Here is a 25,287-nt window from a genome sequence, read left to right as displayed (position 1 = left end):
ACCTACGCGGTCACGGCACTAGGGGGTCGGGTTCCGGTTCCCACGGCTCGTCAGCGGCGGCGGTGGACGCGTACTTCCGCGCCTTCGAGGCGGGCTTGTGCACAAGCGCCGCATGCCAGGCGTACCGAATGCTCTGCTCCCAGGTGTGGCCCGAGTGCTCTGCTCCCAGGTGTGGCCCGAGTGCTCTGCTCCCAGGTGTGGCCCGAGTGCTGGAACGCCGTGACCTCGATCTTGGCTTCCTTGCACAGGATGATGAGCAGCGCCTCGACCGTGGACCACCGGCGCGGCACCCTCCGTCCGTGCAGCATGCCCCGTACAGCCTCCCGGCTCGCCGTGCCGCGCAGGCTCTGGTCCGCCTTGATGTCGGCCGCCGTCGCCCGTAGGGGCGGGCTTCCGGCCGCCTCGTAGAGGACGTGCAGCTCCTCCACGAAATCGCGTACGGGCCCGGCCGGCAGCTCGTCCTCCAACGGCATGGTGATGGCGTCCCCCACGTTCCTCCCCAGTCGCGTGCAGCGGTGACCCATCGTGGCAACTGGCGACACAGGTCGGCCTTTTGGTGGCACAGGTTGGTTGTGAGGCGACAGGGATGGTCACGACGGGACAACCGGGTGCCCAGGCGGTGAAGCCTGGTGGTGACGGGCTGAAAACACCGCTGGTGGACGGCCACTTGTCCGTCGTGTGCCGCCACCGAAACCAACGCCCCGCCCGGCCGGACAGATCCTCCGTGAACGGCCGACCGGGCACGGGCGCGTAGGGAAAACCGTGCAGCTCCCCGAAGTTCATCGTGCCCTGCGCAAGACCGCATACGCCATAACCGCATGGACGCGTGGCGTCTCGCATCGGGGCCGACAGGTGGCGGCCGAAGCAACGCGCGACGTGTGGCCGGTGGCCGTGGTGACGGGGGCGGTGATGGTGTGCCCAGCGGAGCAGGCGGAGGCCCTGGCCACCATCACCGCGGTCCCCCTTGCCGTCTGGCTCACCCACCACAAGCGCCGATAACCCGGACGTGAAGTGGCCCCGCACCAGGTTCAGCCCGAATTGCGCGCCTCACTCCCCGCGCGAAGCCGGCGGTAGCTGACGCCGGTCGGCGTGCGGGAGATCGGTGACGGTCCCTCGGTGGGTCATCCTTCCGACGGCAGCCGACGGGCCAGGATTCCGGCAATGCGGCGGGCGGCGTAAGCCCCCTCGCCGCTGTTGGAGGCGAGGAGCTGCAGGAGTTCGACCACGGCGCGCGCTTCGCTGCGTGTGAGCAGCGACAGACGTTCCTCGTCCATGTTGATCACGCTGTCCACCAGTGCAAGAAGCCGTTCGTCCATGTCTCCCATGACCGGCACAACGGGGCGCGTTCCGGCATGGTCACGGTCGTGGGCTGCCGAGGAGACTTCGGTGCCCGCTGCCCTGGAGGAACGCGGTACGGACAAGGACACCTTCAGGGAGGCCGGCCCCGCCGCCGGACGGAGTGAACCCGGCGGCAGAGGCCCGCGGTCGCCGAGCCCGCGCGTTAGCCGATGAGCTTGTGCAGGGCTGGCACGCTAAGGAGGAAGGCGCCCCCGCCAGCGGCCACGGCACCGGCCACGGAATGGCTCTGCGCGAACACCAGGAAGCCTGCGGTCGCACCGATGGCGGCAGCGCCCAACAGGACGGTGAAGGCGTGCAGGCTCAACAGCGGGCGCTCGGCAGGCTGTGGCACCTGGGCGGGCTCCGGCGCCGGAGCGGGCGGCGATTGCGGGGTCAGGTCGGTCTGGTTGGCAGGCATGGCGAACCTTTGCTTCTGGTGCGTGCGGCAACACGCGTGAATGGGTTGAGCGGACGATGGACCGGCGGCGGGTTAGCTGCGCAAGTCCCCTGCTGTCGCCCGGTGGCGCCCCCGGGCAAGGAGGAGACTGCACCGCGCCAGCGGCCGATTCGAGTTCTCGCGAATTTGCCGACCGCTACTGAATGCCCCGTCAGCATGTAGGGCTCGCCACGTCTATTCACGGCTTCTGACCTGCGACTTTGCTTGAATGACCTTCCGGGGGCTTCTACGGAACCGGTTTTCGCGAAGGCTTGAATGAGGCCGGCGACGCTGCTACGGCCCAGCGGATGGCGGCCTTACACCAGCGTGGGGTTAGCCGCGCAAGTCCCGTTCTTCGCCCTCGCGCCTCTATCTGCCGGGGAGTTAGCCGCGCAACCGCGGCGGCCGACGACTTTCCGCAGGACGCGGCGCTCTACACCACGGCGCACCTACCCGGGCAAGGCGAAGGGCCCGGACGATCGTCCGGCCCCTGGGTGCGCGTTACCGTGTGCCGGCGGGCGGGGCTAGCCCGTCACGCATCACCGAATTGCCATATCCAGGCGATAGACCGGACATGACGACAGGTCGGACCGGACGCCGCGTACCGAGGGGGACTCCATGCTGCAACCCACCGCACCGGCCGACATAGAAGCACCGGCACCGGTCCGTAGAGCGCGTTTACGGCTGCTCGGCGTCAGCCTCGTGGCCGCCTCGGCAGGCGGCGCGGTCGCCATCATGAGCATGAACGGCACGGACAGCCCTAAGGCGTCCACCGACGCCAAGCGGAGCCGGCCCGACGCGTCAGCAAGCGGCCCGACGGGGCCGGCGAAGAAGTTCACGCCGGCCACCGCACCCCGTTTCCGCATTGACAGGCCGAAGACCGTCAGGAACGGCATGGGAGTCGGATTCCCGGAAGGCGGAGCGGGCGCCGTCTCCGCTGCGGTCACTTACTGGCAGGACCTGAACATCCTCGATGACCGTGCAGCCCGCCGACAGCTGGAAACCATCACCTCCAGGGACTCCCCCCAGTCGGTCGACAGTGGACTCTCGAACGTCCATCAGGCCCGCGAAGCCCTGGGACTGCCCACAACCGGTATGTCGGCCTTATGGGGAGGCACTCACATAGCGGTTTGATCATTCGACGGGGTCTGGCGGGCGGAACATGTCCACAACTCTCTGTTCCGTGAGCCTGGTCGAGCCGCGCTGGATCCAATAGCAGTAGCCGCTGACGCCGGAACCGACGATGACACTGGCTGTTGTCAGCACGATGTAGAGCCATGCTCGTTCATGACCCCAGGCTCCAGGCGACAGTGTGTGAAACGCCTGGGTAAGGGCCAGTCCGGCGCTCCCTGCGTACACAGCCCCGCCCATGAAGAGAATGCTCTTGACGTGGCGGCTGGACCCACCGTGGACAGTGATACGTGAGTGCCAGGCGATCAGGGGGACGCCAGTGCGCCTCTCGATTTCCCTTTCCAAGCCCCTCTTGTACCCGACCAGAATCCGGGTGGTGTTGTTGAGATACAGCCCGTAGACGATGACCACGCAGACACCAAGAGGCAGCCACATCAGCAGGTAACTCTTCCCACCTCCAATCGCGGCGGTGGCCGCAAGAGCGATGACGGTGCTGCCTACGGTGAGGATGCGATCACCTGATGTCGCCAGTGTCGAGATGCGACTTCCCGCATCCCGGCATTCGTCGATCAACCAGTTGACGATCTGTTCATTGGTGAACTGCGACGGTGCAGGTGCTCGCTGCGGTCCAGGCATTCCGCCACATTCTCACGAGCTACGTGACGTCTGCTGCCTCCTTCTTGGATCGGCGATGGTCACTACAGCTGAAAGGAATCTGGCATGAGCGCTTCAGGCAGAGGTTCTGAGGTAAAAAACGGCCGTTCGTGGGTACGCCGCCCACTCCAACCCCAGTTCGGCCAGCTGTTGGAGTTTGTCGGCGCCGAGCTTGGTGCGCGCGCCTCGATTTGGTGTTCGAGAGGCATACCCCGAGCTTCACCTCGGTCCCGTCCTCCAAGCGCTCTACGTGGGCCCTGTCACAGAGCCCGTACGAGCCTTGTACTGGCGCAGCGCCTCCACGCTCCGCTCGAAGGCTCCAGAGGCGCCCGCACGGGCCTTCGTGGACGCCTCCTTGGCGCAGGTAGCGGCATGACACCAAGCTGCTCCAGGCGCTCGCGCTGCCCTCTATCAGCCCCTGCCAGACAGCGTGCTGACGCTGTTTCTGGAGCCACCGGCCGACGTCCATCCCGTGCACCGTCACCTGGCCTCTGCGGGTGAGCCGGTAATTCCGTGCCGTGTAGAGCCGAGCCACTGCTGCGCCCGCGGCGGCCGTCGCTCGGATCACCGCCAGCCGGAACTGAGCGGATGTATGGAACTCCTTGTGAGACTGCAGTGCGTCAGCAGCAAGTGCGTTGGAGCCGGACGCGGCCTTGCCATGCGCTTGGATGTCGCCGATCTGCACGCAGACGGCATCGGTCTCTTCCTGTTCCGAGAGCTGCAGCTGTTCTGTCGGCTCCCAGCGCGAGCCCAAGGTAAACGCCTTATCGCGCTGCTCAGCTCCCCTCAAGAGACGCCGCCTCAGGACGGGACCTCGGCGGTCCGTTCCCGCGTAGTAGGAGATGGATCCATCGCCATCAAGGGCGTCGAGTGTGGCGGTACGGAATGTAAGGGAGGGCATCGCCGCGAGATGGTCCTGCAGGCGCCTCGGCTTGATCGACAGACCGGTCAGGTCGAGGAATCCCGCGTCATCCTGCAAGATCTCTCCCCCCTCGCTCGTGGAAGAGGATCAGCGGCTCGTAGGGGTCAGGCAGGTCGGGCAGCGCGATGTCGCGCTGCGCGCGGAGTTCGGCAAACCGCACGGCTCCGCTACAGGTCTTTCTCCCGCTGTACGCAACGAGCTTGAGGAGCTCGTCGAGTTCTGCGGCGAACTGTGGCGGGAGCTAAAAGTCCGCGTCTATGCATGCGGTGACATCGAAGAACGGCCAAGCGCCTTCCGCCCTGCACACCTGGGCCCACAGGGCAGAGCGCCGCAGGATTCGTGCATCAGCAGCAGCGCAGTGATGGACGCAGCGGGCCCCAGGGCAAATGTGCCCTGGGGCCCGGTGTCGGCGTGCCTACCGTCGGACGACCGCCGTGTTCGCGGTGTCGGTGTTATCCGACGTGTCCGGGTCCGCGGTGTCCGCTGTGACCGTGGCCGTCGCGGTGAGGGTCCGGCCCGGGGGCGGCGGGGCGGTGACTGTCACCGTGAAGGTCCGCTGGTCACCGGTGCCGAGGGTGCCGGCCTGCCAGACCACCTGGCTCCCGCCTCCGGGAGCCTGGACCCGCGGCGGCAGAGAGAGCGCGACGACCACGCCCTCGGCGGGGTTCGGGCCGTGGTTGGTCACCTCGGCGGTGTAGGTGAACGGGCTGCGCAGCCGTGCGGTCTCCGGGGCGGAGAGGGCGGCCGTCAGATCCGCCCGGGGCTCGGCGACCTCGACGGTGACCGTTCCGGTCGCGGTGTCCGCCCCGTCGCCGACGGTGTAGGAGAAGGTCGCGGTGCCTGTGAACCCGGAGGCGGGGGTGAAGGTCACCGTCCGGTCGTCCGTGACCGCGGCGGTGCCGGCGCCGGCGCCGGTCGGACTGACGGTGCCAACGGCGGTGACCGTGAGGTCGCCGCCCTCGGGGTCGGAGGCCGGCGGGATGACGGTGATGTCCACCGGCTGCTCGAATGCGGTCGCGGCGGAGACGTCGGGGCGGTGGGGGGCGCGTTAACGCATCTCACGCGTCGCAATGGGCGGCGACCAGACGGCTGACCCACCCCCGGCCGGAGACACGCGAAAGGCCCGGTCCGATATCGGACCGGGCCTCCTCAAGGGGGGAGGGGCCCTTCAATGCCGAGGCTTGCTCTTTCGGGTGCCAGTCCGCCTCGGACCAGCCGTACTCCTCGAATGCGTCGGGAACCTGCCCACAGGGGGCGTAGACGCTGACGAACAGAGTCGTGGTCGAGTCGTTCCACTGAACGTCGACCTGGTCTCCGCCTTCCGGATTTTCGAATCGGAAGCCCAGCTCGCGGAAGGTTGCCCCTGCACGGTCGCCTTCGTGGGTGAGTTTCCAACCTTGCTGCACCAGCCGCTGGCGCACGCGCCGCTGCGCGTCTCGTGCGGTGGCTTCGGGGATGTCTGGCACGCTCCAATCGAGTCCGAAGCTGCGGACGTCGCTTCGTGCCTCGTCAATGTGGGCGATGCCCTTCAGCCCGCGGTAGTAACAGGCGCCGGTATCGACCCTGCCCGAGTCCGCGGCGTACTTTTCGGGTAGCGCGAAGTCGTCGTACACCGCGTCGGACCGGTCCTTGAGCCGTTGCGCGACCGCGTCGGGGTCGGCCGAAGGATACGGCGCGCCGTTCCACACGGAGTTCCCCGCCACCGCGGCAGCGACTGACAGCGCGACCAGTGCGAGCCCTGTGACGGAATACAGGACGGGCCGCTCGGAGGCCCTGGCTCTACGTACAGGGGTCTTGGACATGCATGTGACGGTAGAGGTCAGCGCTGTGCGATGCATGAGTACCCGTACCCAGGTGAGTTCTGGAGCACTCACGAAGTCAGGTGCTGAAGCGACGAAACGCAGAGAGCCACGAGGCAGGAGGCTTCCACGAGTTCGGTGTCGCTCAAGGCCCGGCCTTGCAACGTCGGGTCACGCGGCACGCGGTCCGGCAAGCTGTCGCGCCAGGCGGCTTGGACAATTGTGACGGGACGCGGTAGTTGGAATCCAGACCGCTGGTGACCTGATGGTTCGAGCCGACGGGACATGCTGGTTGGAACCACATGGCCACGCTTCCTGGAACCTGCGGCACATTGCCATTCTTGTTGGAACCAGGTTCGGCCAACGGCGGGGATGATGTGTCGCTATGGACACCAGGACCCCGAGTCACGCCCTCGTCGAAGCAGGTTGGCAGAAGGTCCGCGCCGACAGGCGGGTCCGTCCGGAACTGCTCGAAGCGGCCTACGCCGAACCACGCCTGCGCCAGTTGTTTCCATGGACAGGAATGGGAGAACTGCACTTCAGCCGCTGCACAGAGCAGCGCTGGACATGGGACATTCCCTACATCCAGCCCGCAGCAGAAGGCGAATACTGGGTCTCCGGCCCCTCGCGCAGCGAGTCCGTGGGCCCAGCGGCGACGCCGGCGCAGGCCGTCACGATGGTGGTCGAACGCCTCCCTCCCGGTTGCGGACCTGCCTTCGTCGGCACCCCAGAAGAACTCGCCATCCACGACGCCGCAGCCTTGTCCGCCGTCCTCGAGCCTCCGGACACCGACCACTCCACGAGCTGACCTCACCAGTTCCACCCATCATGGCCAGGTGCCAACTACCGTGTCCGGGCTCACCTACGAACGTCTGGTCCAAGTTCGGTGGCAATCGGTCCAGGTTCGTTGTCAGAGGACAGTGACAGCGGATTGCGACGATGGGTGATCACGGCAGGTGTCCCGTCTCCGTCGCTATGGTCTGCGTCTCAAGTGATCTGGTCCGATTCGCCTCTGGTCTCAGGTGATCTGGTACGACGCGTGGGAAGCGGTCATGCACACAACGTGCATCAGCGCACGAGGGAACGCGCGATGCGGAATCCCACGTCGTCACCGTGGGCTGAGCCGGCCCAGGGGGCACCCCTGGGCCGGAGGGTGTTCCCCTCCTTGCGCCGGAGGAAACTCACTTGTGCCAGAAGCCGTCTCCCTGTGCATCACCTTGTATCGAGCATTTGACACAAGATCCCGACCAGGGCATCTTGTACCCACTGCTTGATACAAGATGATCTGAGGGGATCTCCATATGCTCGACACGGTCCCGCTCCAGTCCCGGTTCCTCGACCACGCCGACCACTACGCCCGCTGGTCCGGTCTGGCCATCGGCATCGTGGCCGCACAGCAGTTGGTCACGATGGAGAGCGGCGACATCACGATGCCCCTCGTGTTCGCCATCACCGCTTTCGGCCTGTGCGCGGTGGGCGGTGTCCTGCTCGGCGACGCCCTGACCCTGCGTCCCCAGGAAGCGGTACGCACCGCGAGTCTCGCCCCGCGCCTGGTCCGAGCCCACGTGCCGCCGCGTATGGCGCCCCTGCTTCTTCTGCAGGCGGCGTCCCTCGTCACCCTGCTGGTGATCGGTGCGGTCACGGCCTCCTCCGACCCCGACCGGATAGGCACAGCGGGGCGTGTCATCACCGTCACCTGCGAAGGGATGCCGGCTTCCCTCGGTCCCTGGCCCGGCCTGCACTACAGCGGCCCGATGTTCGCCGCCCTCGCGGTCGGGACCCCCGTCTGCGTCTGGGCCCTGCGCCGTATCGCCCACGGCCCGGGCGGCGACCAGCAGCGCCGCGACCGCGCGTGGGCGATCACCGGAGCCTGGGGGCTGCTGGTGTCGAGCCAGGTGCTGCTCGTCGTGCTGATGATTTTCGTCGCGCTCACGGAGAAGGAGACCTGCGCCGGCCCGTTGGGCGCCGCCACCATCGTGGTGATCTGCCCCCTGGGCCTGCTGAGCCTGTTCACCTTCGGATGGTCCCTGGTCACCGTGGTGGCACCCCGGGCGGTCGACGACGAGGCAGCCGACGATGGGACTTTCGACGATGAGTGACCCCGCCGTCCACGTCGACACCACCAGCCAGGTACCGCCATACGAGCAGATCCGCGCCCAGCTGGCCGCGCTGATCCGCACCGGCCGGCTGGTCGAGGGCGAGCGCCTGCCGACCGTGCGCCAGCTCGCCGCCGACCTCGGTCTGGCGCCGGGCACCGTGGCCCGCGCCTACCGCGAGCTGGAGGCCGCCGAGCTGATCCGCACCCGCCGTGGCGCGGGCACCCGGGTTGCGGCGCTCCCGTCCGAGCCGCACGCACACGATGCCGACCAACTCACCACTCTGGCCCGGGACTTCACCTCCGCCGCCCGAGCGCTCGGCGCCGACACCGAGGACATCCTGACCGCCGTCCGCGACGCCCTGGACCCGGGGCCCGCCTCCTCTCCGGCCACCGCCGACGGGACGACCACGCGGCCGACCTTCCGCACCGTGCCCCCGCCGGATCGAGCTCGACCGCCACGGAGAGGACCGCAGATTTGAAGTGAGGCCTCGCCAGAATCTTCGGGGACTACCAGTCGTGGCTGACGACCCAGGCGTGGTATCAGTTCGAAACAGCAGACCCGGACCAGATCACCGGACCAGATCAACTGAGACGGCATCCGGCGTCCCCCCGCCCAGGACCACATCACCCGAGATTCCCGGCACCCCCAAACTGAACCACCACCGTCACAAGATCAGCGCCAGACTCCGTTCGCGTGTACCAGGCTGACCATCTTCATGTGTACGCCGACACTGCTCCCCGCGCATGCGAGTTGCCCGACATGACCGCCTGCCAAGGCATACTGCTGGCCGCGATCGATTACGCGCACCGGACCTTCTACTGCGCCGGTCTGAGCACTTGTTCCACGAACTCACCGACGGGCCCCAGTAACGGTCGAACCCTCGCCCCTGACCGCCCTTATGGAACGCGTCGGCGCAGCGAGAGCCGGTGCAAGCCCCTTGGCAGCGCGGAATCAGTGGTCGTGCTCCGTAAAGGTCTACTTTCCAGTTCGAAGCCCAGGTCCTTCCCGGCCACCCGGAAGAGTTCGGGGTAGAAGCCAGGGAAGGTGTTCTCGTCGACGATAATCGGCGCGCCCTGGTGAAGGATCATGTCGAAGCCGATGATCTGCGCTCCCAGAGCCTTCTGGGCGCGCAGGGCCAGTTCCGTGTGCGCGTGCGGCACGTCGCAGAAGTCGACCTCGCCGCCCGCCCCCGCCGCGTCGTAGACCTTCGCCGCGCCGCCGGGCATCGCGGCCCAGCGAGAGGGGCGCTTGCGGTAGCCGTACATCACCGAGTCGCCCACCAACGTCACCGAAATCCAGTCGGCGAGGTCGTTGTCGTAGAACCGCTCCAGCAGCAGCGTCTCGTCGGCGGCCCCCGGCGCCGCGGCGACCAGGTAGCCCGCGACGTCCCGCAGCGTGGCGTAGTCCTCGATGAGCAGCACGCCGTGGCCGAAGTAGCCGCCGCGCGGTTTGAGCAGGGCACGGCCCCACTCGGCCAGGACCGGCTCGGCCGCAGCCACGTTGCCCTGGTGCAGCAGGACCGTGTCGGGTACCCGCACTCCGGCGCGTTCCAGCAGCAGGTGAGAGCGATACTTGTCCACGCCGGTCGCGAAGCTCTCGGGGTCGATGACGACCCGTGTGTCATGGCTGAGCGTTCGCAGTGCCTCAATGTGTTAGCTGCCGGGCCCGCGGTCGATCTGGGCGTACCACACGTACAGGTCGAGGTCGTTGAGACACAGCTCGCCGTGGTACACCCGGCCACCGCGGATGTGAGTGCGGTCGAGATTCAGATCATGGACGAACTCCACTTGCTCCAGGCCGGCGAGGAGATCGAGACAGCGTTCCCGGTCCTGCGTAGGGACGGCGGGGCCGACCGGCAGACGTCGTACGGCCTCGGACGTTCCGATCGGCCCCGTGGACAAGAATGTCCCCACCTGCAGCGGTCGATCGCCCATCGGTCCCCCACCCTCCAGCTTTGTGTGCCCCGGCCCACAGCCCTTCCCACCCGCCCCAGGAGTAAGGCCACAGCTAGGGACTGTCGCCCCGATCTTCACGAGCCTGCGACATCTCCGGCGGGAAAGCGTTCACTCACAGGGGCGATTGCGCGCAGCCGAGTTGCTTGTCGGGTCTGAGGCCGGCGAGGCTGTGGGAGGTTCCGATCTGGCCTTGACGTTGTCATTTCGCTCCACCGCGACGGCCCGAAGTGGTCCCACTTTGTGAAGATCAATGTCGGTTCGAGTTGGCCCCACTGAGGCATCACCGCTGTTCGATGCCGGACCCGGTTGGGACCACTTCAGGCCGCTCCTCCACAAAGCAGGACCAACGGAAGCCGACATGGTGGGGCCGCCGAACAACGTCCCCAGGCCACTCAGCATGCAGCACCATCAGCAAGGGGCAGCCTCGCACCGGCTGTACCCGTCGCCTTCTGATTGGCGAAGTGCCCGCGCAGAACATCGAGCGGTGCCGAAGGTTCCGAGGTCGCCCGTCAGCGGCCACGACAGCACGATTCATCACCTGGTCGGCGTGACTGGCGGAAAAGGCCCCCTCCAAGAGTCAGCGTGTTGCGCCAACTGCACGGCCCTACCATCGTGTTCACGCGGCCGCCCGGACACCGGGGCGCGGGAACCAGCAGGAGGTCATCCGGATGGCAGAACGGGGATCCGCATACGCCCTGCCACCGATCGCCGTATTCCCCGACGCCACGCTGCCGCACCCCATGCCCTGTCTGGAAGCCGAAGCGCGCGACGAGGCCACGCGACTCGCCGCCGCGCTCGCCGCCGTCCCGGCGTTCGGGACAGCCGCGGAGCGCGCCTCAGGGCTGCGGGCCGCCACCCTCGCGGCTGCCGGACTCGTCCGGGCGCTGCCGACGGCAGACTCCCCCACCAAGACGGACGGCCTGCCGGCCAGGTCTCCCGTGCAGAGCTACTTTCGAGTGCGCACAGCCGCACTCACCGCGGCGCAGGCGGCCCAGCAAGCCGCTCTGGTCATCCACCGGGGTCTCGCGGACCTGTGTGAAGCGCCTCTCTCGGGAAGCGACATCGCCCGGGAGACCACTGCGATGAGGCAGTTGGTCGTGGACCTCGCGGGAAGCGAGGCGAGCCCAAGGACCCCTGAGGACGGAGGCAGCGAAGCGTCTGACACCACCCCCGGCAGGGGGCAACGGCAGCAGGAGGAGATGTGGCTCTCCCGCTGGATCACCGGCCATCATGTGCACGTCCTGTTCAACGTCTACGCAACGATCGCGCTGAGAGAGGCCGTCGAGCGACTACGCGAAGGTGCCGTACGCGAGGCCACCGCCCAGCTCGGGCGGACGACCGTCTACGTCCAGGGGTTCGCCGCCGCCCGGGCACATGCCGCCGCCCTGCCGGCAGACTTCTACAACACGACCGTTCGCCCCACGATGGTCCCGACGGTGGTACCGGTACCCCTCAGCGGAAGCATGCACATGGAATACCGCGAGTACCGCACCACGATCGACGACCTGCTCGCGCTCCTGCCCGACCCGATCGAAGACCTCGCTCTACGAGAGCCGGGACTCGCCTTCGCCCGGGAAGCTCTCCTCGAAGCCGACCTCATCGAGGCAGAACGCCACGTATGCCTCGTAGAGCCGGTGGTGGGAAGCGAGCGGTCACTCGTCCAGCCACCGGCGACCATGGACAACGCCGTCTCGGTACTGCGCCTCATGCGTCATGCACGGGCGGCGAAGATCGCCTCGCTCGTCCGGTTCGGCGACCACCTCGTAGCAGCGGCCGCCAAGCTCCAGCAGAAGGACGGAGACAGCGTGGCGGAGGCCGACCGCTGCCCGCATTGAAGCTGCGCCATCTTGAAGTGGCTGGTCAGGGTGCTGAGTGTGATGTCGTTTCGGGGTGCTCGTGCTGGTCGTGGGCGGCAGTCTGGGGTGTAGATCGTCTGGCAGGAGTGGGTTTGTGGATTCCCGTCCGTCGTCGCGGGTGCCGCTCCTACGCTCCGGCCCATGATGGATCCCGAGGTGTTGGAGCGGATCGCCGCGCGGCGTGCGGAGCTGGACGGACTCGAAGAGCAGCTGGTCAAACAGCTGTCGGAGGTACGAGCTGAGCGCGATGAGCTGGCCGTGGCCGAGCGGGTGTGGCAGCGGATGAGCGAGCAACTCGCCGACGAGCGCACGGAGGCCGGGTCGCCGGTGGTCCAGGTGACAGGTCGGGCGGTGCGGTTGGTCCCGGACCGCGGGCCGGGGGTGGCTGAGTCCGAACTGCCGACGGAGTACCAGCGCATCCTGACCGCGGTGCGGCAGGCCGCCGGCCCGGTCTCCACCCGGCAGATCGGCGAGGTGCTGGGCTTGGACACCGGGGTACGGGGCAAGCTGGAGCCGTTGCGCGGGAAGCTCACGAAGCTGGCCGACCGCGGCTGGCTGCACAAACGACCCGACGGGAAGTTCACCACCCGCCCGTGACCGGTCCGCACGGCGATCGGGGCGTAACCAGGCTGCCCCCGGCGGCTGTTGGAATTGTGTGACGAAAACCAAAGAGCACGCCGGAGACACCGTGCCCCTGGTCTACCAGTGCCGCCTGCCGCTGTCCACGCACACCCTGAACTACCTCTCCGACCTGCTGCGACGCCATCTGAAAGCGATACGGTCGAGGTGGCGGGCGCTGCCGCCCGGGAGGATCGCGGTGATCGTCTTGGCTGTGCTGCGGCACGATCAGCGCCTGGCCGACATGGCCGGCGGCGGTGGTACTGATCGACGGCACCCTCATCCCCACCCAGCGCCGTACCGGAGAGGCGAACCGCCCGAATTACTCCGGCAAGCATCGCCGCCACGGCCTGCACATCCTCGCGCTGACCGACGAGCGGGCCGTCTGGTGTGGATATCGGCCGCCCGGCACGGCCGCACCCACGACATCACCGCCGCCCGCCGCGACCGCATCCTGGCCCACCTGCGTGCTGCCGGCCTCGGCGCGCCCTGGCCGACCTGGGCTTCCTCGGCCTGGACGACGACGGGGACGATCCCGTGGTCGTCACCGGCTTCAAGGCCACCCGCGCCCGCAGGCTCGCATCCGCCGAGAAGGAGGCCAACCGGGTCCTGGCCGCCGGACGCGTCCCCGTCGAACGCGGCTTTGCCCACCTGAAGAACTGGCGGATCCTCACCAAGCTCCGTACTGACCCCGCCCGCGCCACCCACCATGCCCCCGGAAAACAGCGTCACCGGGCCGGGATCGGCTGAGTGAGGTTCACCGGGTTGCCGTCGGGGTCCTGGATGTGGGCGACGCGCTGTCCCCACGGCATGTCGTTGGGGCCGCCGCGGACCGAGCCGCCCAGCGTCTCCACCCGGCCGAGCGTCTCGTCGACGTCATCGACACCAATGCTGAGCAGGATCCGCGGCGCCGCCCCAGTCCCCGGGTTCGCCTTGGCCACCAGCCCGAGGTCGGTGTCGCCGATGCGCAAGCCGAGGTAGAAGGCCGGGCCTTCCGCCGGTACCCGGAAGATCTCCTCAGCGCCGAACAATTTCATATAGAAGCCGAGCAGAACGTCCTGGTCGGCAGTCACGATCACTGGCTGGATGGTGGACATGGCACTCCTGTCGAGAACGGTCGTGTCGCTGGGTAGACCGTTCGAGGACGGTGAACTCATCGGCAAAACCACCCCGCCGGACGATCTACAACACAGACTGCCGCCCACGACCAGCACGAACACCCCGAAACGAGGTCACGCCACCCCGCTGACCAGCCACTTCAAGATGGCGGAGCTTCAATGAGCGCGTAGGTGTGGCCGGTACCACCGGCATGCACGGCGCAGCGTTTTCGACATCGGAACCCGAGTCGCGCCCAGACCTCAGGGCAATGTTTCATGGAAACAACTGGCCGCAGAGGAGCCCTCCGCGGGGCCCGCGGCGTACCGGGGCCGGTCAGCTCCGTCCGGCCAGTTGATCCAGGCCGTCATCGGTGTTCAGCAACTTCGGATGCCGCAGTCGCAGGTACAGACTCTCGAAGGCACGGAGGGTCTGGCCGATGTCGTGCTTGGCGACCAAGGCTCTGCCGGCCGCGCCCATCTGCAGGCACGTACCGCGGTCATCGAGAAGTTCCATGAGGTGATTGGCCAAGGAGTGGACCTCCCCAGGGGGTACAGCCGACCGGTGTTGTTCGGCTTGACCAGGTGGGGCAGAGCCATGGCGTCCGCGGCGACCACCGGGTTGCCCGCGGCCATGGCCTCCATGGTGGCCAGACTCTGCAGTTCGGCGATCCCTGGCATGCAGAAGAGGTCGGCGCGGGCGTAGGCGTCCAGCAGATCCTCCTCGCTGACCAGGCCGTGGAACACCACTCGGTCGCGTATGCCCAGGTGGTCGGTGAGATCCTCCAGCGCGCGGCGGCAGCTGCCTTCGCCGACGATCTCCGCGAGAGCGGGGACCGCCCGTGGGATGAGCGCCACCGCCTGGAGCAGGTCTTGGACGCGCTTCTCCTCGTCGAGACGGCCGACGAACAGGACACGGCGTATGTCATCGGGGGGGCGTGTGCGGGGCCGGTCGTCCGAAGCGGCCGAGGTCGATGCCGCACGAGACGGCCACAGCCGGGGCAGGCAGTCCACTGTCCTGCAGCAGTTGCACGGCTCGGGGAGTGGGGGCGGTGACCACCTGCGCGTTTCGGTACACCCGCACCAGATCGCGCCAGGCTTCCCGGCTCGCCCCACTCGCTCCAGGACGTCGGACTCCAGACGCCAGTCCTCCACGTCGTAAGGATCACCGACGACGAGATCAGGAGCGTCGGCAGGCAGAGACTGCCCCCTTCCTGAGCCGCTTGATCACTCGCGAGCGCTCCGCACGCGCACGGTTCGCGGCGAGTGTGGCATGCAGAAGTTCCCGCTGGAACGTCACGAAGTCGTCGGCGCTGTGGCACTCGCGCAAGCCTTTAATGAAGCTGACCAGCCGCTCACCGTTCTCCCGGTGGAACGGGTGCTTGATCAGCGCGTCCAGCCGGTCGGACGGCATATCGGTCAGCATCGAAGCAACAACAGGGATTCTTCCCAGGAGCAGGCGCCGCTCTCCACTAAATTCACACGCTCGCATCCCATCGGCACCAAGGGACCGTGCCATTCACCATCCGCCTGCGTAGCACCAGACGTCGATCTGCCGCCGCGCCTGTCACTCAGCGTGCCTACGGCAGCGCCGTGGACGGACGGGGAACCCGTGTCACAACCGCCCCGACCAACGGCTAGCGCTGGGGGAGAATCTGGGGAGTCTCGACGGTCCTGGGGAGCGCGTGGGGAGAACCCACTGCGTATCACGGCACGTTCCTGAAAGACGTCGAAAGACTCATCTGCGCAGGTCAGAGGTGCCCGAGATCGCATCGCCGCAGGTCAGGGGCGTCTGGTAGACAACTTCATGACGGACGTGTCCAGGACCATCAGAAACTGGGCGGTGCCCAGGACGATCAGCGCCCGCCAGTGCTTCACGGTGTCCCCCTCTCGGAGTCCGCCGGGCCGCGGCTCGGCACGTGCCGGGCCGCTACCGCAATCCCAGCCGAAGAACGCAGGCGGCGCTTCACCCACCATGGGCGAGCCGGACGAGCCACCGAGGCAGGCTGTCTGGCTGTCTGGCTGCAAGACCACGGCGCGTTTACGCCGGGATGGCCGTCCCCCAGGTCACAGCAACCGCAGCTTGCGCGCGCGGCGCACCGCGTCGTTGCGCCGGCTCACCGCCAGCTTCCGGTAGACGCTCTTGAGGTGGGTCTTGACCGTGTTCACCGACACATAGAGATCGGCGGCGATCTCCTCCGTCGACATCATCTGGGCCAGCCGTTGCAGCACGTCGCGCTCGCGTCCGCTCAGCTCCTCCAGGACCGGCGGCGGCTGGTCCTCGGAGCGAGGAGGCCCGCCGGGCGGCGCGGGACCGGGGGTGAGCCAACCCTCGGTCAACCCCCTCAGCGGCGCCACGCTCAGGAGAGGCCGGATCCACGGTCCGGCTTCGAAGAAGGGACGCCGCAGCCGCTCCCGCCGCGCCTCGTGCAGAGCCTGGCCGACGAGTCTGCGCGAGGTGGAGGAGTCCCCCGCCCCGTCCGCTGCCTGCGCCCTCACCAGCATGGCCCGTACGGTCAGCGCGGGCCCGGCGCGACCTTCGGGGCGCACTGTGTCGAGCAGTTCGATCGCCGCGCCGGGCTCGCCCGCGGCGAGCTGGGCCCGCGCGGCCTCCACGGCACACGCCACCTGGTCGCCGGGCACCGCTTGCAGCAGCCCGGCGGCCGTCTCCGGCCGGCCTTCGGCCAGGTGTGCGGCGGAGGCGACGAGCGCCCCGTGCCCCTTTACCCAGGGAGAGACCACGTCGGCGGAGACGGCCGGTTCCGCCGCTTCGACCGCGGCTCGCGTATTGCCGCGGGCCAGCAGCAGATGCGCGGTGGCGATGGCCCGGCCCGCTTCGGTCACCGGGTCCCGCATCGGGCCGTGCGAGTCGGCCACCGAGTCCAGGAGGGCCTGGGCCTGATCCAGTTCGTTGCGGTCGACGGCCACGGCGGCCAGGACCAGCCGCCCGATGCCAAAGCAGGACGGCTGCGGCAGGCTGAACCGTTCCGTCGCGGTGATGGCCGCCTGAGCCTTGCGCTCCGCCCTGCCGAGCCAGCCGTCCAGGTAGTCGATGAGGGCCAGGCGGCCCAGGGAGTCCTCGCGCGGGAGTGCCGTCGAAGCTCCGCCGGAGGAACTGGCCACCGGGAGCAGGGCGGCACGTGCGTCCTCGAAGCGCCCCGCCCACAGCCGCGTCGAACCCAGATGGGTCAGCAGGAGGGCCGTGAGTTCCGGATGCTTGTCCAGGAGGTGTGCGGGGACCTCTTTCCGTACGTTCTGGGCCATCTCCGCGGCCATCTCCGCCCTGCCCGGCGAACCGGTCAGCCGGGCCGCCAGGGCTTCCAGCAGGGCGCAACTCAGCCGGGCCGCCCACTGGTCGGTCGCGTCCTCCCCCAGGCTCGTCTCCGCGTGGTGCAAGTGGGTCAGGCCGCGGTCGAGGTGGCTCCGGGACAGCTCACGGGCGGCGCGGACGAGGTCCGTGGCGGGACTCGCGGCTTCGGGCCCCATCCGGGAGAACAGTTCGGCCAGGTCGTCGGAGCGACGGCCGGTGAAGAGCTGACCGATGGCGAGGTCGTCCACGAGAGCACCGGCGGTGAACTCCCAGTCGCCCGCGGCCGCGCCGTGGCCGAGCGTTTCCTCTAGGGATCCCGAGCGTCGCAGCCACTGCGCGGCCCGCCGGTGGAGCTCGGGCTGCAGGCTGGGAGAACGCACGCGCAGATGGGCACGGAGGATTTCCCCGAACAACGGGTGGAGCCGGTACCAGGCATCCCCGAGGTGCTCGACGAACGCGTTCTCGCGGTGCAACCCGACCAGGATGGCCTCGGCATCGGTGCGCTCCGTCAGCGCGTTCACCAGATCGGGGCAGAAGCGGTCGAGGACGCTGACCCGCAGCAGGAGATCCTGCGTCTCGGGGCTCTGCCGCTTCAGCACCTCCGCGAGGAGGAAGTCCGCAACGGTGTTCCGGTCGGCCTCGAACTCCTTCAGATAGGTCTGCGGATCCGGACGCTCCTGCGCGGCCAGGGCGCACAGCCGTAGGCCGGCAGCCCACCCCCGGGTGCGCTCCACGAGTGCCCGTACGGCGTCCACCGGAAGGCTCAGTCCGTGCAGCTCCAGCAGCGCGGCCGCCTCCTCGGGAGTGAAGGCCAGCTCCGCACCCCTGATCTCGGTCATGTCGCCTGCCGCCCGATAACGGTGCAGGGGCAGCAGCGGTTCGGTCCGGGTGACGAGGACCAGGCGCATGCCCCGCCCAGCGTGGTGCAGGACGAACTCCAGCTGTTCCGCGATCTCCGGGTCGGTCACACGGTCGTAGTCGTCCAGCACGACGATCACGGGTTGGTCCCGAGCACTCAGATGTGCGGCGAGGCGCGCCAGCAGCGGGGGGTCCACGCGGCTCGCGTCCGCAGGGCAGCCGATGTCTGCGGGCAGCGGCACACCGGAGACGCACAGGGCCTGGAGAAAATACGCCCACAGCGTTCCGGGGCCCTGGTCCGCCGCGTCGGTCGTGAGCCAGGCGACGGACTCGTGTCGCCCTTCGGCCCAGTCGGCGACCAGCAGGGTCTTGCCCGCACCAGCGGCTCCGTTGACCATGGTCAAAGGAGTCAGGAGAGCCTGGTCGAGATGGTCGACCAATCGCTTCCGCGGCAGGAACGTCGCAGGGCGCGTCGGTACGGCGAACCGGGTGAGCAGGAACGGCTCTCCGTGGGGATCGGCATAGGGGGAACTCAAGGCCCCGTCGTTCTCCCCGAACACGGCCATGGCGTTCACCACCACCGTTCGTCAGGTCATGGGCAACGCTCCCCACCAGCATCCCAGTGTTCCCCCACATGCGCGCGCCGCGAGGGCCCAGTGGTCGAGTCGGCCCCGCCGGACGAGGACAGGCCCCGCGCGCAAGGTTTGGTGGCCCCGTCTCAGCCGGCGGCGTCCATGTGGTGATCGAGCGAGAGGGCTGCCGTAATCAGCGCCAGGTGTGTGAAAGCCTGCGGGAAGTTTCCGAGCTGCTCCCCTGTCGGTCCGACCTCCTCGGCGAACAGGCCGGCGTGATTGGCATAGGTGAGCATCTTGTCGAAGGCGTACCTGGCCGGGCCGAGCTGCCCCGCCTGCGCGAGCGCTTCGACGTACAGGAAGCTGCACAGGGAGAACGTGCCCTCGCTGCCGCGCAATCCGTCCGGAGACGCCTCCGGGTCGTAGCGGTAGACGAGGCTGTCGGAGACGAGTTCCTCGCCCATCGCGTCAAGGGTGGACAACCAGCGCGGATCCTTCGGCGAAATGAAACCGACGGAGGGCATGAGCAGCAGGGAGGCATCGAGGGTGGTGTCCTCTTACTGCTGGACGAACGCCCGGCGCCCCGTGCTCCGTCCCACGCCTTGACCAGCCAGTCGAGCACCCCGGACAGGGCCTGCCAGCCGTCGTACGGCGGCACCTCGCCGACGTCCTCCACTGCCTGGGACAGGGCGAGCACCGCCTCTCCGTAGATGTCGAGCTGGAGCTGACCCGCGGCGCCGTTGCCCACCCGTACCGGCGCCGACCCTCTGTAGCCCTCGAAGTGGTCGAGGACTTCCTCCGGCAGGTCCGGATCACCGTCGATGCGGTACATGATCTGCAGGGGCTCGCCGCTCACCGTGCGGCCCGCCCTGAGCCGGTCGCCGAGCCAGCCGCGGAACGCGACGGCCTCCTCGGTGTAGCCGAGTCCCAGCAAGGCACCGACCGACAATGAGCCGTCACGCACCCACGTGTAGCGGTAGTCCCAGTTGCGTCCGCCGCCGATCTGCTCGGGCAGCCCCATGGTGGGCGCAGCGACGGGCGCTCCGGTCGGCGCGTACGTGAGCAGTTTCAGGGTGATCGCCGCCCTGTTCACCATGTCCTGCCAGCGTCCGCGGTACTGGCTGCGGCCTACCCACGCGTGCCAGAAGTCCCGGGTCCCCTCGAACAGTGTCATGACGTACGCCTGCGTCAGCGGTGGCACGGGCGTGCCGTCCGGGTCGCCCACCGTCAGCACGACGGCGGCGAAGGCGCCCTGGTCCAGGGTCAGTTCGCTGCGGACATCGTCGCCATCCCTGCTCCACCTCACCGGGCCGACGCTCTGCAGCACGGCCTGGGCGCCGGGAGCATCGAAACGGACCGAGTCCTCGCTTACGTCGATGCTGTGCCCGGCACGGGCGTAGTCGAAGCGGGGGCGGCACTCCAGCGAGAAGCGGACCCGGCCGCGGGTCACCCGCAGAATCCTGACCAGCCGGTGCCGGGCCGCCGGGCGCTCGGGGTGCTCCACCGGCATGAAGTCGACCACCTCGCCCACACCTTCCTCCGCCAGGAAACGGGTCACCAGGACCGCGGTGTCCTGCAAGTACAGCTGCACCGGGGGGTGTTGGGAGTCGGCGGAGACGGCGAAGTGCCCACCGCGGTCGTGGTCGAGGAGTGAGGCGAACACGCTGGGCGAGTCGAACCTGGGCGCGCACAGCCAGTCGACCGTGCCGTCGGAGGAGACCAGCGCGGCGGTTGCAGGTCTCCGACCATCCCATGGTCCGCGATCGGGGGATAGCGTCGCATGATCGGTGCTCCCTTCCGGCCGGAGCGTCCCCGGGCATCGCAGCGTCCCCGGCGCCCTGTCGCGCCCCGCTTCTGCCACCATGGCCACACCGGGCTGGGCCGGCCTCCCCCACCACGGGCGAGTTCCCCCGCACGCGCAGCACCGGAGAATGAATCCCGCACTCCTCGTACCCATGGCCCGGCGACCTGAGGGTGCGGGCACGCCGACCGCGGAGAACGCTGAAAACACACCCGCACACGTGGGAGTCGTGCGCCGAGATCCGGGTCCGCCCTCCCGCATGCAAGCCGCGACGCGCCCTACTCAATTCCCCGTCGCTTTGGGACGATTACCGTGCGGGACTTCATGAATTCGGGGCACACCGATTCCGTAGGAGAAGCCCATGTCTGTGGCGACCTTTGTGGCCGGCACCGCTCCTGGCGCATTACCGGGCCTGGGGCATATGGTCCCGCTTTTGCGGCACCCCACTGAGTTCTTGGCCTCTCTTCCGGAGCACGGGGATCTGGTGGAGATCCGGCTCGGACGGACGAGGGCGTACGTTCCGTGCCACCCGGAGCTGTTGCGGCAGGTCCTGACCGACGACCGTACCTTCGACAAGGGCGGCACGTACTACGACAAGGCGCGGGACATGGCCGGCAACGGCGTGGCCACGTGCCCGCACCAGGACCATCGCAGGCAGCGCCGCCTCATCCAACCTGCCTTCCACCGCACGCAGTTGGAGCGGTACGGCCTGGTCATGGAGGCGGAAGTGGGTGTGCTGACCGACTCGTGGGGGGACGAGCCGGTCGTCGACGCGTACCCGGAGCTCTATTCGCTCGCCGCGCGCATTGTGACGCGTACGCTGTTCGGCACGCACGTGGACGAGGATGTCGTGGCCGGCATCCGGCGCTCATTCGAGGCGGCGTTCAGCGGGTTCTTCCGGCAGATGTTCATGCCCGAGGCCCTGCGGCGACTTCCGCTGCCCGCCAATCTCCGCCACCGACGGGCCCTGCGGCACCTCCGCGGCACCGTGGAGCGGATCATCGCGGAGTACCGGCGCAGCGGCGCCGATCGAGGCGACCTGCTGTCCGTGCTGCTTGCCGCGCGGGACGAGGGCGACGGTGCGGGCATGGCGGACGGGGAGATCCACGATCAGGTCGTCACGGTCCTCGCGGCCGGCACCGAGACCGTGGCCGCCACTCTCACCTGGGCCTGCTACCTCCTGTCTCAGAACCCCGCGGCGCAGCGCGAGCTCCACGAGGAGGTCGACACGGTTCTCAAGGGCGGCCCGGCCGGCTGGGGCGACATCCCCCAACTGCCGTACACCGACCACGTGATCAACGAGACGATCCGCCTGTACCCGCCCGGCTGGCTGTTCACCCGCGTCACCGCGACCGATGTGGAGCTGGCGGGGCGTCACCTGGCGCAGGGGACCACGGTGGTCATCAGCCCCGCCCCGGTCCACCGCCACAGCAGTGTGTTCGAGCGCCCCCTGGAGTTCGACCCCGGCCGGTGGGCCGAGGACCGGGCCGCCGCCCTGCCCCGGGGCGCGTTCGTGGGGTTCGGGGCCGGGCCACGCAAGTGCATCGGTGACGGCTTCGGTGCGGCCGAGTGCGCCATGGCCCTGGCCACCATGGTCAGCGGGCGGAGCATACGCTGCGAACCAGGCGCGGATGTCCGGCCCGTGCCGCTGGCGGCCTTCTACCGCCCCCGCCATCTCTTCCTGCGCCTGCCGCGCCGGTGAGCGTGCCTGTCCCACCACGTCAGCCGCGGGCACCTCGGTAGCGGTCGCAGTGCTTCGACCAGTCGAGGTTCCCGCGCATCCAGGCCTTCAGGCCGTTGCTGTACGACGCCACAGCCGCACGATCCCGGTCAGTGAGCCCGGGCCATGCCCCGCACATCCTCACCAAGTCCCGCTCCGCCGCCAGGAACGTACGGATGTCGGCGGCGACACGGCCGTACACATGGTTCACCGCATCCTGCATGGTGAGGCCCAGCGCGCGACGTACGACGAGAACCCCGTTGCTGGTTTCGCCACTGGCCAGCTCTTTCTTCAGGGAAACCACGTCATTGACCCACACGACGACATCCGTGGCCTTGTCGACCATGGTGCGCAGTTGATCCGTCGCGTGGATCAGCGGGGGCACCTCCAGGCCGGTGGAGAACTCCAGGAGGTCGAGGCAGGCGGTCACAGACCCGGAGGCACGGCGGAGCTGAACGTACTCGTCCAGGAGCGGGGTGCGTGCTTGCTGCCGGTTCAGAGCCTCGAACCGGAAGGCGGTGAGGAAGTGCATCACATGAGTGGTGAACCGCATGCGCCACCAGCGGCTGAGGCAAGGTGCGATGTCGAGCCAGACGGCACCGAGCTCGCGGACCAGCGGGGCGCCGTCACTGTGGTGGTTCTCCCCCGACGCCAGTGGCAGGGCGTCGAGCATGCTGCGGGCGATGGTCTCGTACTGCTCCACAGCGAGTGCGCCCATCCGGTCGAAGCTGTCGTCGATGATGAAGAGCCAGGTGAACCAGCCGGTTATGGGAGCGGCCCGGTCCGGGAGCAGACCGGGGTAGGCGCGGAGGACGAGCTCCCCCAGGCCGGCTTCCGACAAGCTTCTGGCTGCTTCTGGATCGTCCAACAACCCGTACTCGGTTGCCCACTTGGTGGCCATTTCGTCCAACCAGCCGGGGTCTTCGGCAGTTGTGCTGGGCAACTGGTAGAGGATGTGGCCACAGCGGGGCAGGGTTTCCAGGGACGCCGGATCCCCGGAGCGGGGGCTCATACGGATCTGTCCCTGCTCGGGGCGGTGTGCCGCAGTAACAGCGGCAGCAGTGTGACGGGAGGCGCCAGCATGTGCTGGACCTCGAGAAACCTGCGGTAGAGGGCGGGGTCTTCCGGTATACGCCGCAGTACGCGGTGCAGAAACCGTCGGGAGAGCGAGGCGGCAAAGGGGCTCCTGCCGCCGGCCCAGCCCAGGTCGAGGCTGGAGGACATGAACCAGGCCAGACGCAGCGTCCCCGCCGAACGCCGCTGGAAGCGGGCACCGGCCTCCGGGAGCTTGGCGCTGTCCAGGGTGCGAGCCAATAGCTCGGCCTGCAGAGCGGCGACCGTCATACCGTGGCCGTACAGCGGGTTGAGGGCACACAGCGCGTCACCGAGCACGACCAGGCCGCCCGGCCAGGAACGGATTCGGTCGTAGCGGTGCCACTCACCCCCGAGGCCGGCGTACCGGTAGACCGGGCCCAGCGGTTCGGCCGACACGGTGATCTCGTGGATGTGCGGATTCATCAGCGATGCCGCGTATGCACCGAAGCCCTCCGGGTCGGTCGGGGCCAGCTGGCCGTCCGCGCCGAAGAGACAGACCAGCCACTGCTCGTCCTCGATCGCCAGGACCGTGCCGCCACGGTTCCCCGTGGGTGCGAGGGTGGCCTGCAGGGATGCCTGCCAGCTGCGCGTGCAGTCCGCTGAGCGCTTGTAGAGCCGGGAGGCGTACGACAGCCTTCCATCCACACTGAGTACCTCCGGCCCGGCCATGCCCTGAGCGCTGGGCCAGGAGCGAAGACGGGAATGCCGTCCCGTGGCGACAACGACAAGGTCGGCCAGGTACGTGGTGTCCCCGCTGTCCGGACCCCCGTGACACGACGGCGAGCGGCGTCGGTGGCCAACCCCGTCGCACAGGTCCTGTCGAGAAGTGAGACGGCGGGATGCGCCAGGACCCGCCGACGTATCGCTGCCTCCAGCACGGGACGGCTGAACGTCTGCAGGACCAGGTCCGTCGAGACCCGAGGTGACCAGCCCGTGGGATAGAGCATCGGAAAGCGCCCGAAGTCCGAAACCGGCGCACCCCGCTCGGTCAGCTCGTCGCGCAGACCGGGAAAGAACTGTTCCAGTACCTGTGCGCCACGGGCCAGCAGCGCATGGGGGTGGCGGCTCTGCGGAGTCCCCTTGCGGTGCGCGGCGTGCGCAACGACGGGGTCCTGCTCCAAGACGGTGACCGAGCGGAACCGGTCGGCGAGGACGCGTGCTGCGACCAGCCCCGCATACCCACCGCCCAGGACAACCGCATGGTTCCCGGCGCGCGCCGTCACTGGAGCCGCCCTGGCAGCGGTGCCCGAAGAACTATCTCCGTGGCGCAGCACATAATCTCCATGACCACCTGTCAAATAGAGTCCTTGAGTGGGCGCACGGGTTCTGTATTGCGGATACCTCACCGCCGTGCGAAGAGGACGGCAATGCCAAAAGGAATCCGGGCCTTTGCGTTTGAGGGCACACGGAAGCACGCCACGGAGCACGAGAGCGCACAGCAACGATGAGGGACGTACAGATGCTTCTTCTTGTACGTGCTGAGCCTCATGCGGGGTACTCGGCATGCCCGAGGGGATGCCGAGCTATTGGACCGGCCGCGGCCTGAGGCCCTACCCGCAGTACGATCGGCGCATGATGCCACGAAAGGCCAATGCCGCGTAGGTCCCCGCATGCCTTCGGATACGGCCGCCCGATCGCCAAAGCCTCAATCAGATCAGCACGTTGCTCATCAGCACTTGCCCTGGGCCACCGGTATGCACTGCCGTGCATACGTACCTTTTTGTCGACGGCCTCGACTTGATCACGCGCAGCGACAGCCGCGCCGTGGGCATGCATCCGGAGCAGCTTCTCCGGCCCGGCGGACCGCTCTACCCGGCAGATGCCGCCCGCAGCCTAGGCCTGGCGTGTCAGGAACAGTCCGAGCCGGACCCTTTGGGGCTCCACATCCGAGTGCGACTACGTGGTGAGACGGTCGTTTGGAGCGAGCTGATCCCCTTTCTTGGGCGCAGACCCCCTGCTTTAGCTGGGGGGTTAGCCCATCCTTGGGCCGGAGCCGCGTAGCGGCGGAGTGAGGTGACTCCTGTGGTGT

21 protein-coding genes and 5 pseudogenes are annotated in these 25,287 nt (G+C 68.3%); 9 read left to right on the top strand and 17 right to left on the bottom strand.

Going from position 1 to position 25,287, the window contains the following annotated elements; translation table 11 throughout:
- Positions 1–50 precede the first annotated feature (50 nt).
- Complete coding sequence (locus J7I98_RS11725; RefSeq protein WP_214920583.1) at positions 51–491, bottom strand: hypothetical protein; 441 nt, start codon at positions 489–491, stop codon at positions 51–53.
- Positions 492–762: 271 nt separating this feature from the next.
- On the opposite strand from J7I98_RS11725, the gene J7I98_RS11720 reads away from it, so the two are divergent.
- The gene (locus J7I98_RS11720; protein WP_214920582.1) at positions 763–999 is read left to right on the top strand and encodes a hypothetical protein; all 237 of its coding nucleotides are present in this window, start codon (positions 763–765) and stop codon (positions 997–999) included.
- A gap of 122 nt (positions 1,000–1,121) precedes the next feature.
- Here the strand turns inward: J7I98_RS11720 and J7I98_RS11715 are convergent, their stop codons facing one another.
- Together J7I98_RS11715 and J7I98_RS11710 are read right to left on the bottom strand one after the other, a co-directional pair.
- The gene (locus J7I98_RS11715; protein ID WP_251020490.1) at positions 1,122–1,421 is read right to left on the bottom strand and encodes a hypothetical protein; all 300 of its coding nucleotides are present in this window, start codon (positions 1,419–1,421) and stop codon (positions 1,122–1,124) included.
- Between the two features lie 80 nt (positions 1,422–1,501).
- Positions 1,502–1,756, bottom strand: a complete 255-nt coding sequence (locus J7I98_RS11710) for a hypothetical protein (protein WP_214920581.1) — start codon at positions 1,754–1,756, stop codon at positions 1,502–1,504.
- Between the two features lie 636 nt (positions 1,757–2,392).
- On the opposite strand from J7I98_RS11710, the gene J7I98_RS11705 reads away from it, so the two are divergent.
- On the top strand, positions 2,393–2,908 hold the full coding sequence (locus tag J7I98_RS11705) for a hypothetical protein (protein WP_214920580.1): 516 nt from the start codon (positions 2,393–2,395) through the stop codon (positions 2,906–2,908).
- Here the strand turns inward: J7I98_RS11705 and J7I98_RS11700 are convergent, their stop codons facing one another.
- The 3 genes and pseudogenes from J7I98_RS11700 to J7I98_RS11690 all read right to left on the bottom strand — a co-directional run bounded on the left by J7I98_RS11700 (position 2,909) and on the right by J7I98_RS11690 (position 6,283).
- Positions 2,909–3,541 (bottom strand): hypothetical protein, encoded by a 633-nt coding sequence (locus J7I98_RS11700; RefSeq protein ID WP_214920579.1) that lies wholly within the window; start codon positions 3,539–3,541, stop codon positions 2,909–2,911.
- 1,355 nt (positions 3,542–4,896) lie between these two features.
- Positions 4,897–5,493 (bottom strand): annotated as a pseudogene (locus tag J7I98_RS42880) (Ig-like domain-containing protein); the annotation flags it as partial.
- A gap of 46 nt (positions 5,494–5,539) precedes the next feature.
- Entirely contained in the window at positions 5,540–6,283 is a 744-nt protein-coding gene (locus J7I98_RS11690) for a hypothetical protein (RefSeq protein WP_214920577.1), read from the bottom strand.
- A 382-nt stretch (positions 6,284–6,665) separates the two neighbouring features.
- Between J7I98_RS11690 and J7I98_RS11685 the strand changes: the two genes are divergently transcribed.
- The 3 genes and pseudogenes from J7I98_RS11685 to J7I98_RS11675 all read left to right on the top strand — a co-directional run.
- Positions 6,666–7,088, top strand: a complete 423-nt coding sequence (locus tag J7I98_RS11685) for a DUF6193 family natural product biosynthesis protein (protein WP_251020489.1) — start codon at positions 6,666–6,668, stop codon at positions 7,086–7,088.
- A gap of 493 nt (positions 7,089–7,581) precedes the next feature.
- Entirely contained in the window at positions 7,582–8,379 is a 798-nt protein-coding gene (locus tag J7I98_RS11680) for a hypothetical protein (protein WP_214920576.1), read from the top strand.
- Positions 8,372–8,746, top strand: a pseudogene (locus J7I98_RS11675) (GntR family transcriptional regulator); the annotation flags it as partial. The gene J7I98_RS11680 and the pseudogene J7I98_RS11675, both read left to right, overlap by 8 nt.
- Before the next feature lie 529 nt (positions 8,747–9,275).
- Here J7I98_RS11675 and J7I98_RS11670 read toward each other — a convergent pair.
- Positions 9,276–9,959 carry a RimK family alpha-L-glutamate ligase gene (locus J7I98_RS11670; protein WP_214920575.1) on the bottom strand — a complete coding sequence of 228 codons (684 nt, stop codon included), beginning with the start codon at positions 9,957–9,959 and terminating at the stop codon, positions 9,276–9,278.
- A 72-nt stretch (positions 9,960–10,031) separates the two neighbouring features.
- On the bottom strand, positions 10,032–10,280 hold the full coding sequence (locus J7I98_RS11665; RefSeq protein WP_214920574.1) for a hypothetical protein: 249 nt from the start codon (positions 10,278–10,280) through the stop codon (positions 10,032–10,034).
- Positions 10,281–11,002: 722 nt separating this feature from the next.
- Here J7I98_RS11665 and J7I98_RS11660 point away from each other — a divergent pair.
- The 3 genes from J7I98_RS11660 to J7I98_RS40930 all read left to right on the top strand — a co-directional run bounded on the left by J7I98_RS11660 (position 11,003) and on the right by J7I98_RS40930 (position 13,558).
- Entirely contained in the window at positions 11,003–12,169 is a 1,167-nt protein-coding gene (locus J7I98_RS11660; protein WP_214920573.1) for a hypothetical protein, read from the top strand.
- 162 nt (positions 12,170–12,331) lie between these two features.
- Positions 12,332–12,787 (top strand): hypothetical protein, encoded by a 456-nt coding sequence (locus J7I98_RS11655; protein ID WP_214920572.1) that lies wholly within the window; start codon positions 12,332–12,334, stop codon positions 12,785–12,787.
- Positions 12,788–13,345: 558 nt separating this feature from the next.
- Positions 13,346–13,558: a transposase family protein gene (locus J7I98_RS40930; RefSeq protein ID WP_308377728.1), complete on the top strand. Its 213-nt coding sequence runs from the start codon at positions 13,346–13,348 to the stop codon at positions 13,556–13,558.
- On the opposite strand, the gene J7I98_RS11645 is transcribed toward J7I98_RS40930, so the two are convergent.
- The 6 genes and pseudogenes from J7I98_RS11645 to J7I98_RS11625 all read right to left on the bottom strand — a co-directional run bounded on the left by J7I98_RS11645 (position 13,537) and on the right by J7I98_RS11625 (position 20,424).
- Positions 13,537–13,905 carry a VOC family protein gene (locus tag J7I98_RS11645; protein WP_214920571.1) on the bottom strand — a complete coding sequence of 123 codons (369 nt, stop codon included), beginning with the start codon at positions 13,903–13,905 and terminating at the stop codon, positions 13,537–13,539. The genes J7I98_RS40930 and J7I98_RS11645 overlap by 22 nt on opposite strands.
- Before the next feature lie 375 nt (positions 13,906–14,280).
- Positions 14,281–14,916: a glycosyltransferase gene (locus tag J7I98_RS11640; RefSeq protein ID WP_214920570.1), complete on the bottom strand. Its 636-nt coding sequence runs from the start codon at positions 14,914–14,916 to the stop codon at positions 14,281–14,283.
- Between the two features lie 166 nt (positions 14,917–15,082).
- Positions 15,083–15,328, bottom strand: coding sequence for a hypothetical protein (locus J7I98_RS11635; RefSeq protein ID WP_214920569.1), 246 nt, complete (start codon positions 15,326–15,328; stop codon positions 15,083–15,085).
- Positions 15,329–15,699: 371 nt separating this feature from the next.
- A pseudogene (locus J7I98_RS40925) lies at positions 15,700–15,879 on the bottom strand (hypothetical protein); the annotation flags it as partial.
- A gap of 90 nt (positions 15,880–15,969) precedes the next feature.
- Positions 15,970–18,636 carry a LuxR C-terminal-related transcriptional regulator gene (locus J7I98_RS11630; RefSeq protein ID WP_214920568.1) on the bottom strand — a complete coding sequence of 889 codons (2,667 nt, stop codon included), beginning with the start codon at positions 18,634–18,636 and terminating at the stop codon, positions 15,970–15,972.
- A gap of 152 nt (positions 18,637–18,788) precedes the next feature.
- Positions 18,789–20,424, bottom strand: a pseudogene (locus tag J7I98_RS11625) (glycoside hydrolase family 15 protein).
- 380 nt (positions 20,425–20,804) lie between these two features.
- Here J7I98_RS11625 and J7I98_RS11620 point away from each other — a divergent pair.
- Positions 20,805–22,145, top strand: a complete 1,341-nt coding sequence (locus J7I98_RS11620) for a cytochrome P450 (RefSeq protein WP_214920567.1) — start codon at positions 20,805–20,807, stop codon at positions 22,143–22,145.
- Between the two features lie 19 nt (positions 22,146–22,164).
- Here J7I98_RS11620 and J7I98_RS11615 read toward each other — a convergent pair whose 3' ends face one another.
- The 3 genes and pseudogenes from J7I98_RS11615 to J7I98_RS42875 all read right to left on the bottom strand — a co-directional run.
- Complete coding sequence (locus tag J7I98_RS11615) at positions 22,165–23,175, bottom strand: hypothetical protein (RefSeq protein ID WP_214920566.1); 1,011 nt, start codon at positions 23,173–23,175, stop codon at positions 22,165–22,167.
- The gene (locus J7I98_RS11610; RefSeq protein WP_251020487.1) at positions 23,172–23,903 is read right to left on the bottom strand and encodes a hypothetical protein; all 732 of its coding nucleotides are present in this window, start codon (positions 23,901–23,903) and stop codon (positions 23,172–23,174) included. Before J7I98_RS11610 ends, J7I98_RS11615 begins: the two co-directional genes overlap by 4 nt.
- A 419-nt stretch (positions 23,904–24,322) precedes the next feature.
- A pseudogene (locus J7I98_RS42875) lies at positions 24,323–24,763 on the bottom strand (NAD(P)-binding protein); the annotation flags it as partial.
- Positions 24,764–25,287 lie beyond the last annotated feature (524 nt).

Source organism: Streptomyces sp. ISL-98 (assembly GCF_018614055.1).
Classification (GTDB): Bacteria; Actinomycetota; Actinomycetes; order Streptomycetales; family Streptomycetaceae; genus Streptomyces; species Streptomyces spiramyceticus.
Note: the sequence above shows the minus strand (reverse complement) of the source record. Positions and strands in the feature narration are given on the sequence as shown.

Bases quoted from the DNA above. Each gene is read 5' to 3' on its own strand.
- J7I98_RS11710 (WP_214920581.1), bottom strand. From the start codon at position 1,756: ATGCCTGCCAACCAGACCGACCTGACCCCGCAATCGCCGCCCGCTCCG.
- J7I98_RS11705 (WP_214920580.1), top strand. From the start codon at position 2,393: ATGCTGCAACCCACCGCACCGGCCGACATAGAAGCACCGGCACCGGTC.
- J7I98_RS11700 (WP_214920579.1), bottom strand. From the start codon at position 3,541: ATGCCTGGACCGCAGCGAGCACCTGCACCGTCGCAGTTCACCAATGAA.
- J7I98_RS11690 (WP_214920577.1), bottom strand. From the start codon at position 6,283: ATGTCCAAGACCCCTGTACGTAGAGCCAGGGCCTCCGAGCGGCCCGTC.
- J7I98_RS11685 (WP_251020489.1), top strand. From the start codon at position 6,666: ATGGACACCAGGACCCCGAGTCACGCCCTCGTCGAAGCAGGTTGGCAG.
- J7I98_RS11680 (WP_214920576.1), top strand. From the start codon at position 7,582: ATGCTCGACACGGTCCCGCTCCAGTCCCGGTTCCTCGACCACGCCGAC.
- J7I98_RS11660 (WP_214920573.1), top strand. From the start codon at position 11,003: ATGGCAGAACGGGGATCCGCATACGCCCTGCCACCGATCGCCGTATTC.
- J7I98_RS11655 (WP_214920572.1), top strand. From the start codon at position 12,332: ATGATGGATCCCGAGGTGTTGGAGCGGATCGCCGCGCGGCGTGCGGAG.
- J7I98_RS11645 (WP_214920571.1), bottom strand. From the start codon at position 13,905: ATGTCCACCATCCAGCCAGTGATCGTGACTGCCGACCAGGACGTTCTG.
- J7I98_RS11635 (WP_214920569.1), bottom strand. From the start codon at position 15,328: ATGCTGACCGATATGCCGTCCGACCGGCTGGACGCGCTGATCAAGCAC.
- J7I98_RS11630 (WP_214920568.1), bottom strand. From the start codon at position 18,636: ATGGCCGTGTTCGGGGAGAACGACGGGGCCTTGAGTTCCCCCTATGCC.
- J7I98_RS11620 (WP_214920567.1), top strand. From the start codon at position 20,805: ATGTCTGTGGCGACCTTTGTGGCCGGCACCGCTCCTGGCGCATTACCG.
- J7I98_RS11615 (WP_214920566.1), bottom strand. From the start codon at position 23,175: ATGAGCCCCCGCTCCGGGGATCCGGCGTCCCTGGAAACCCTGCCCCGC.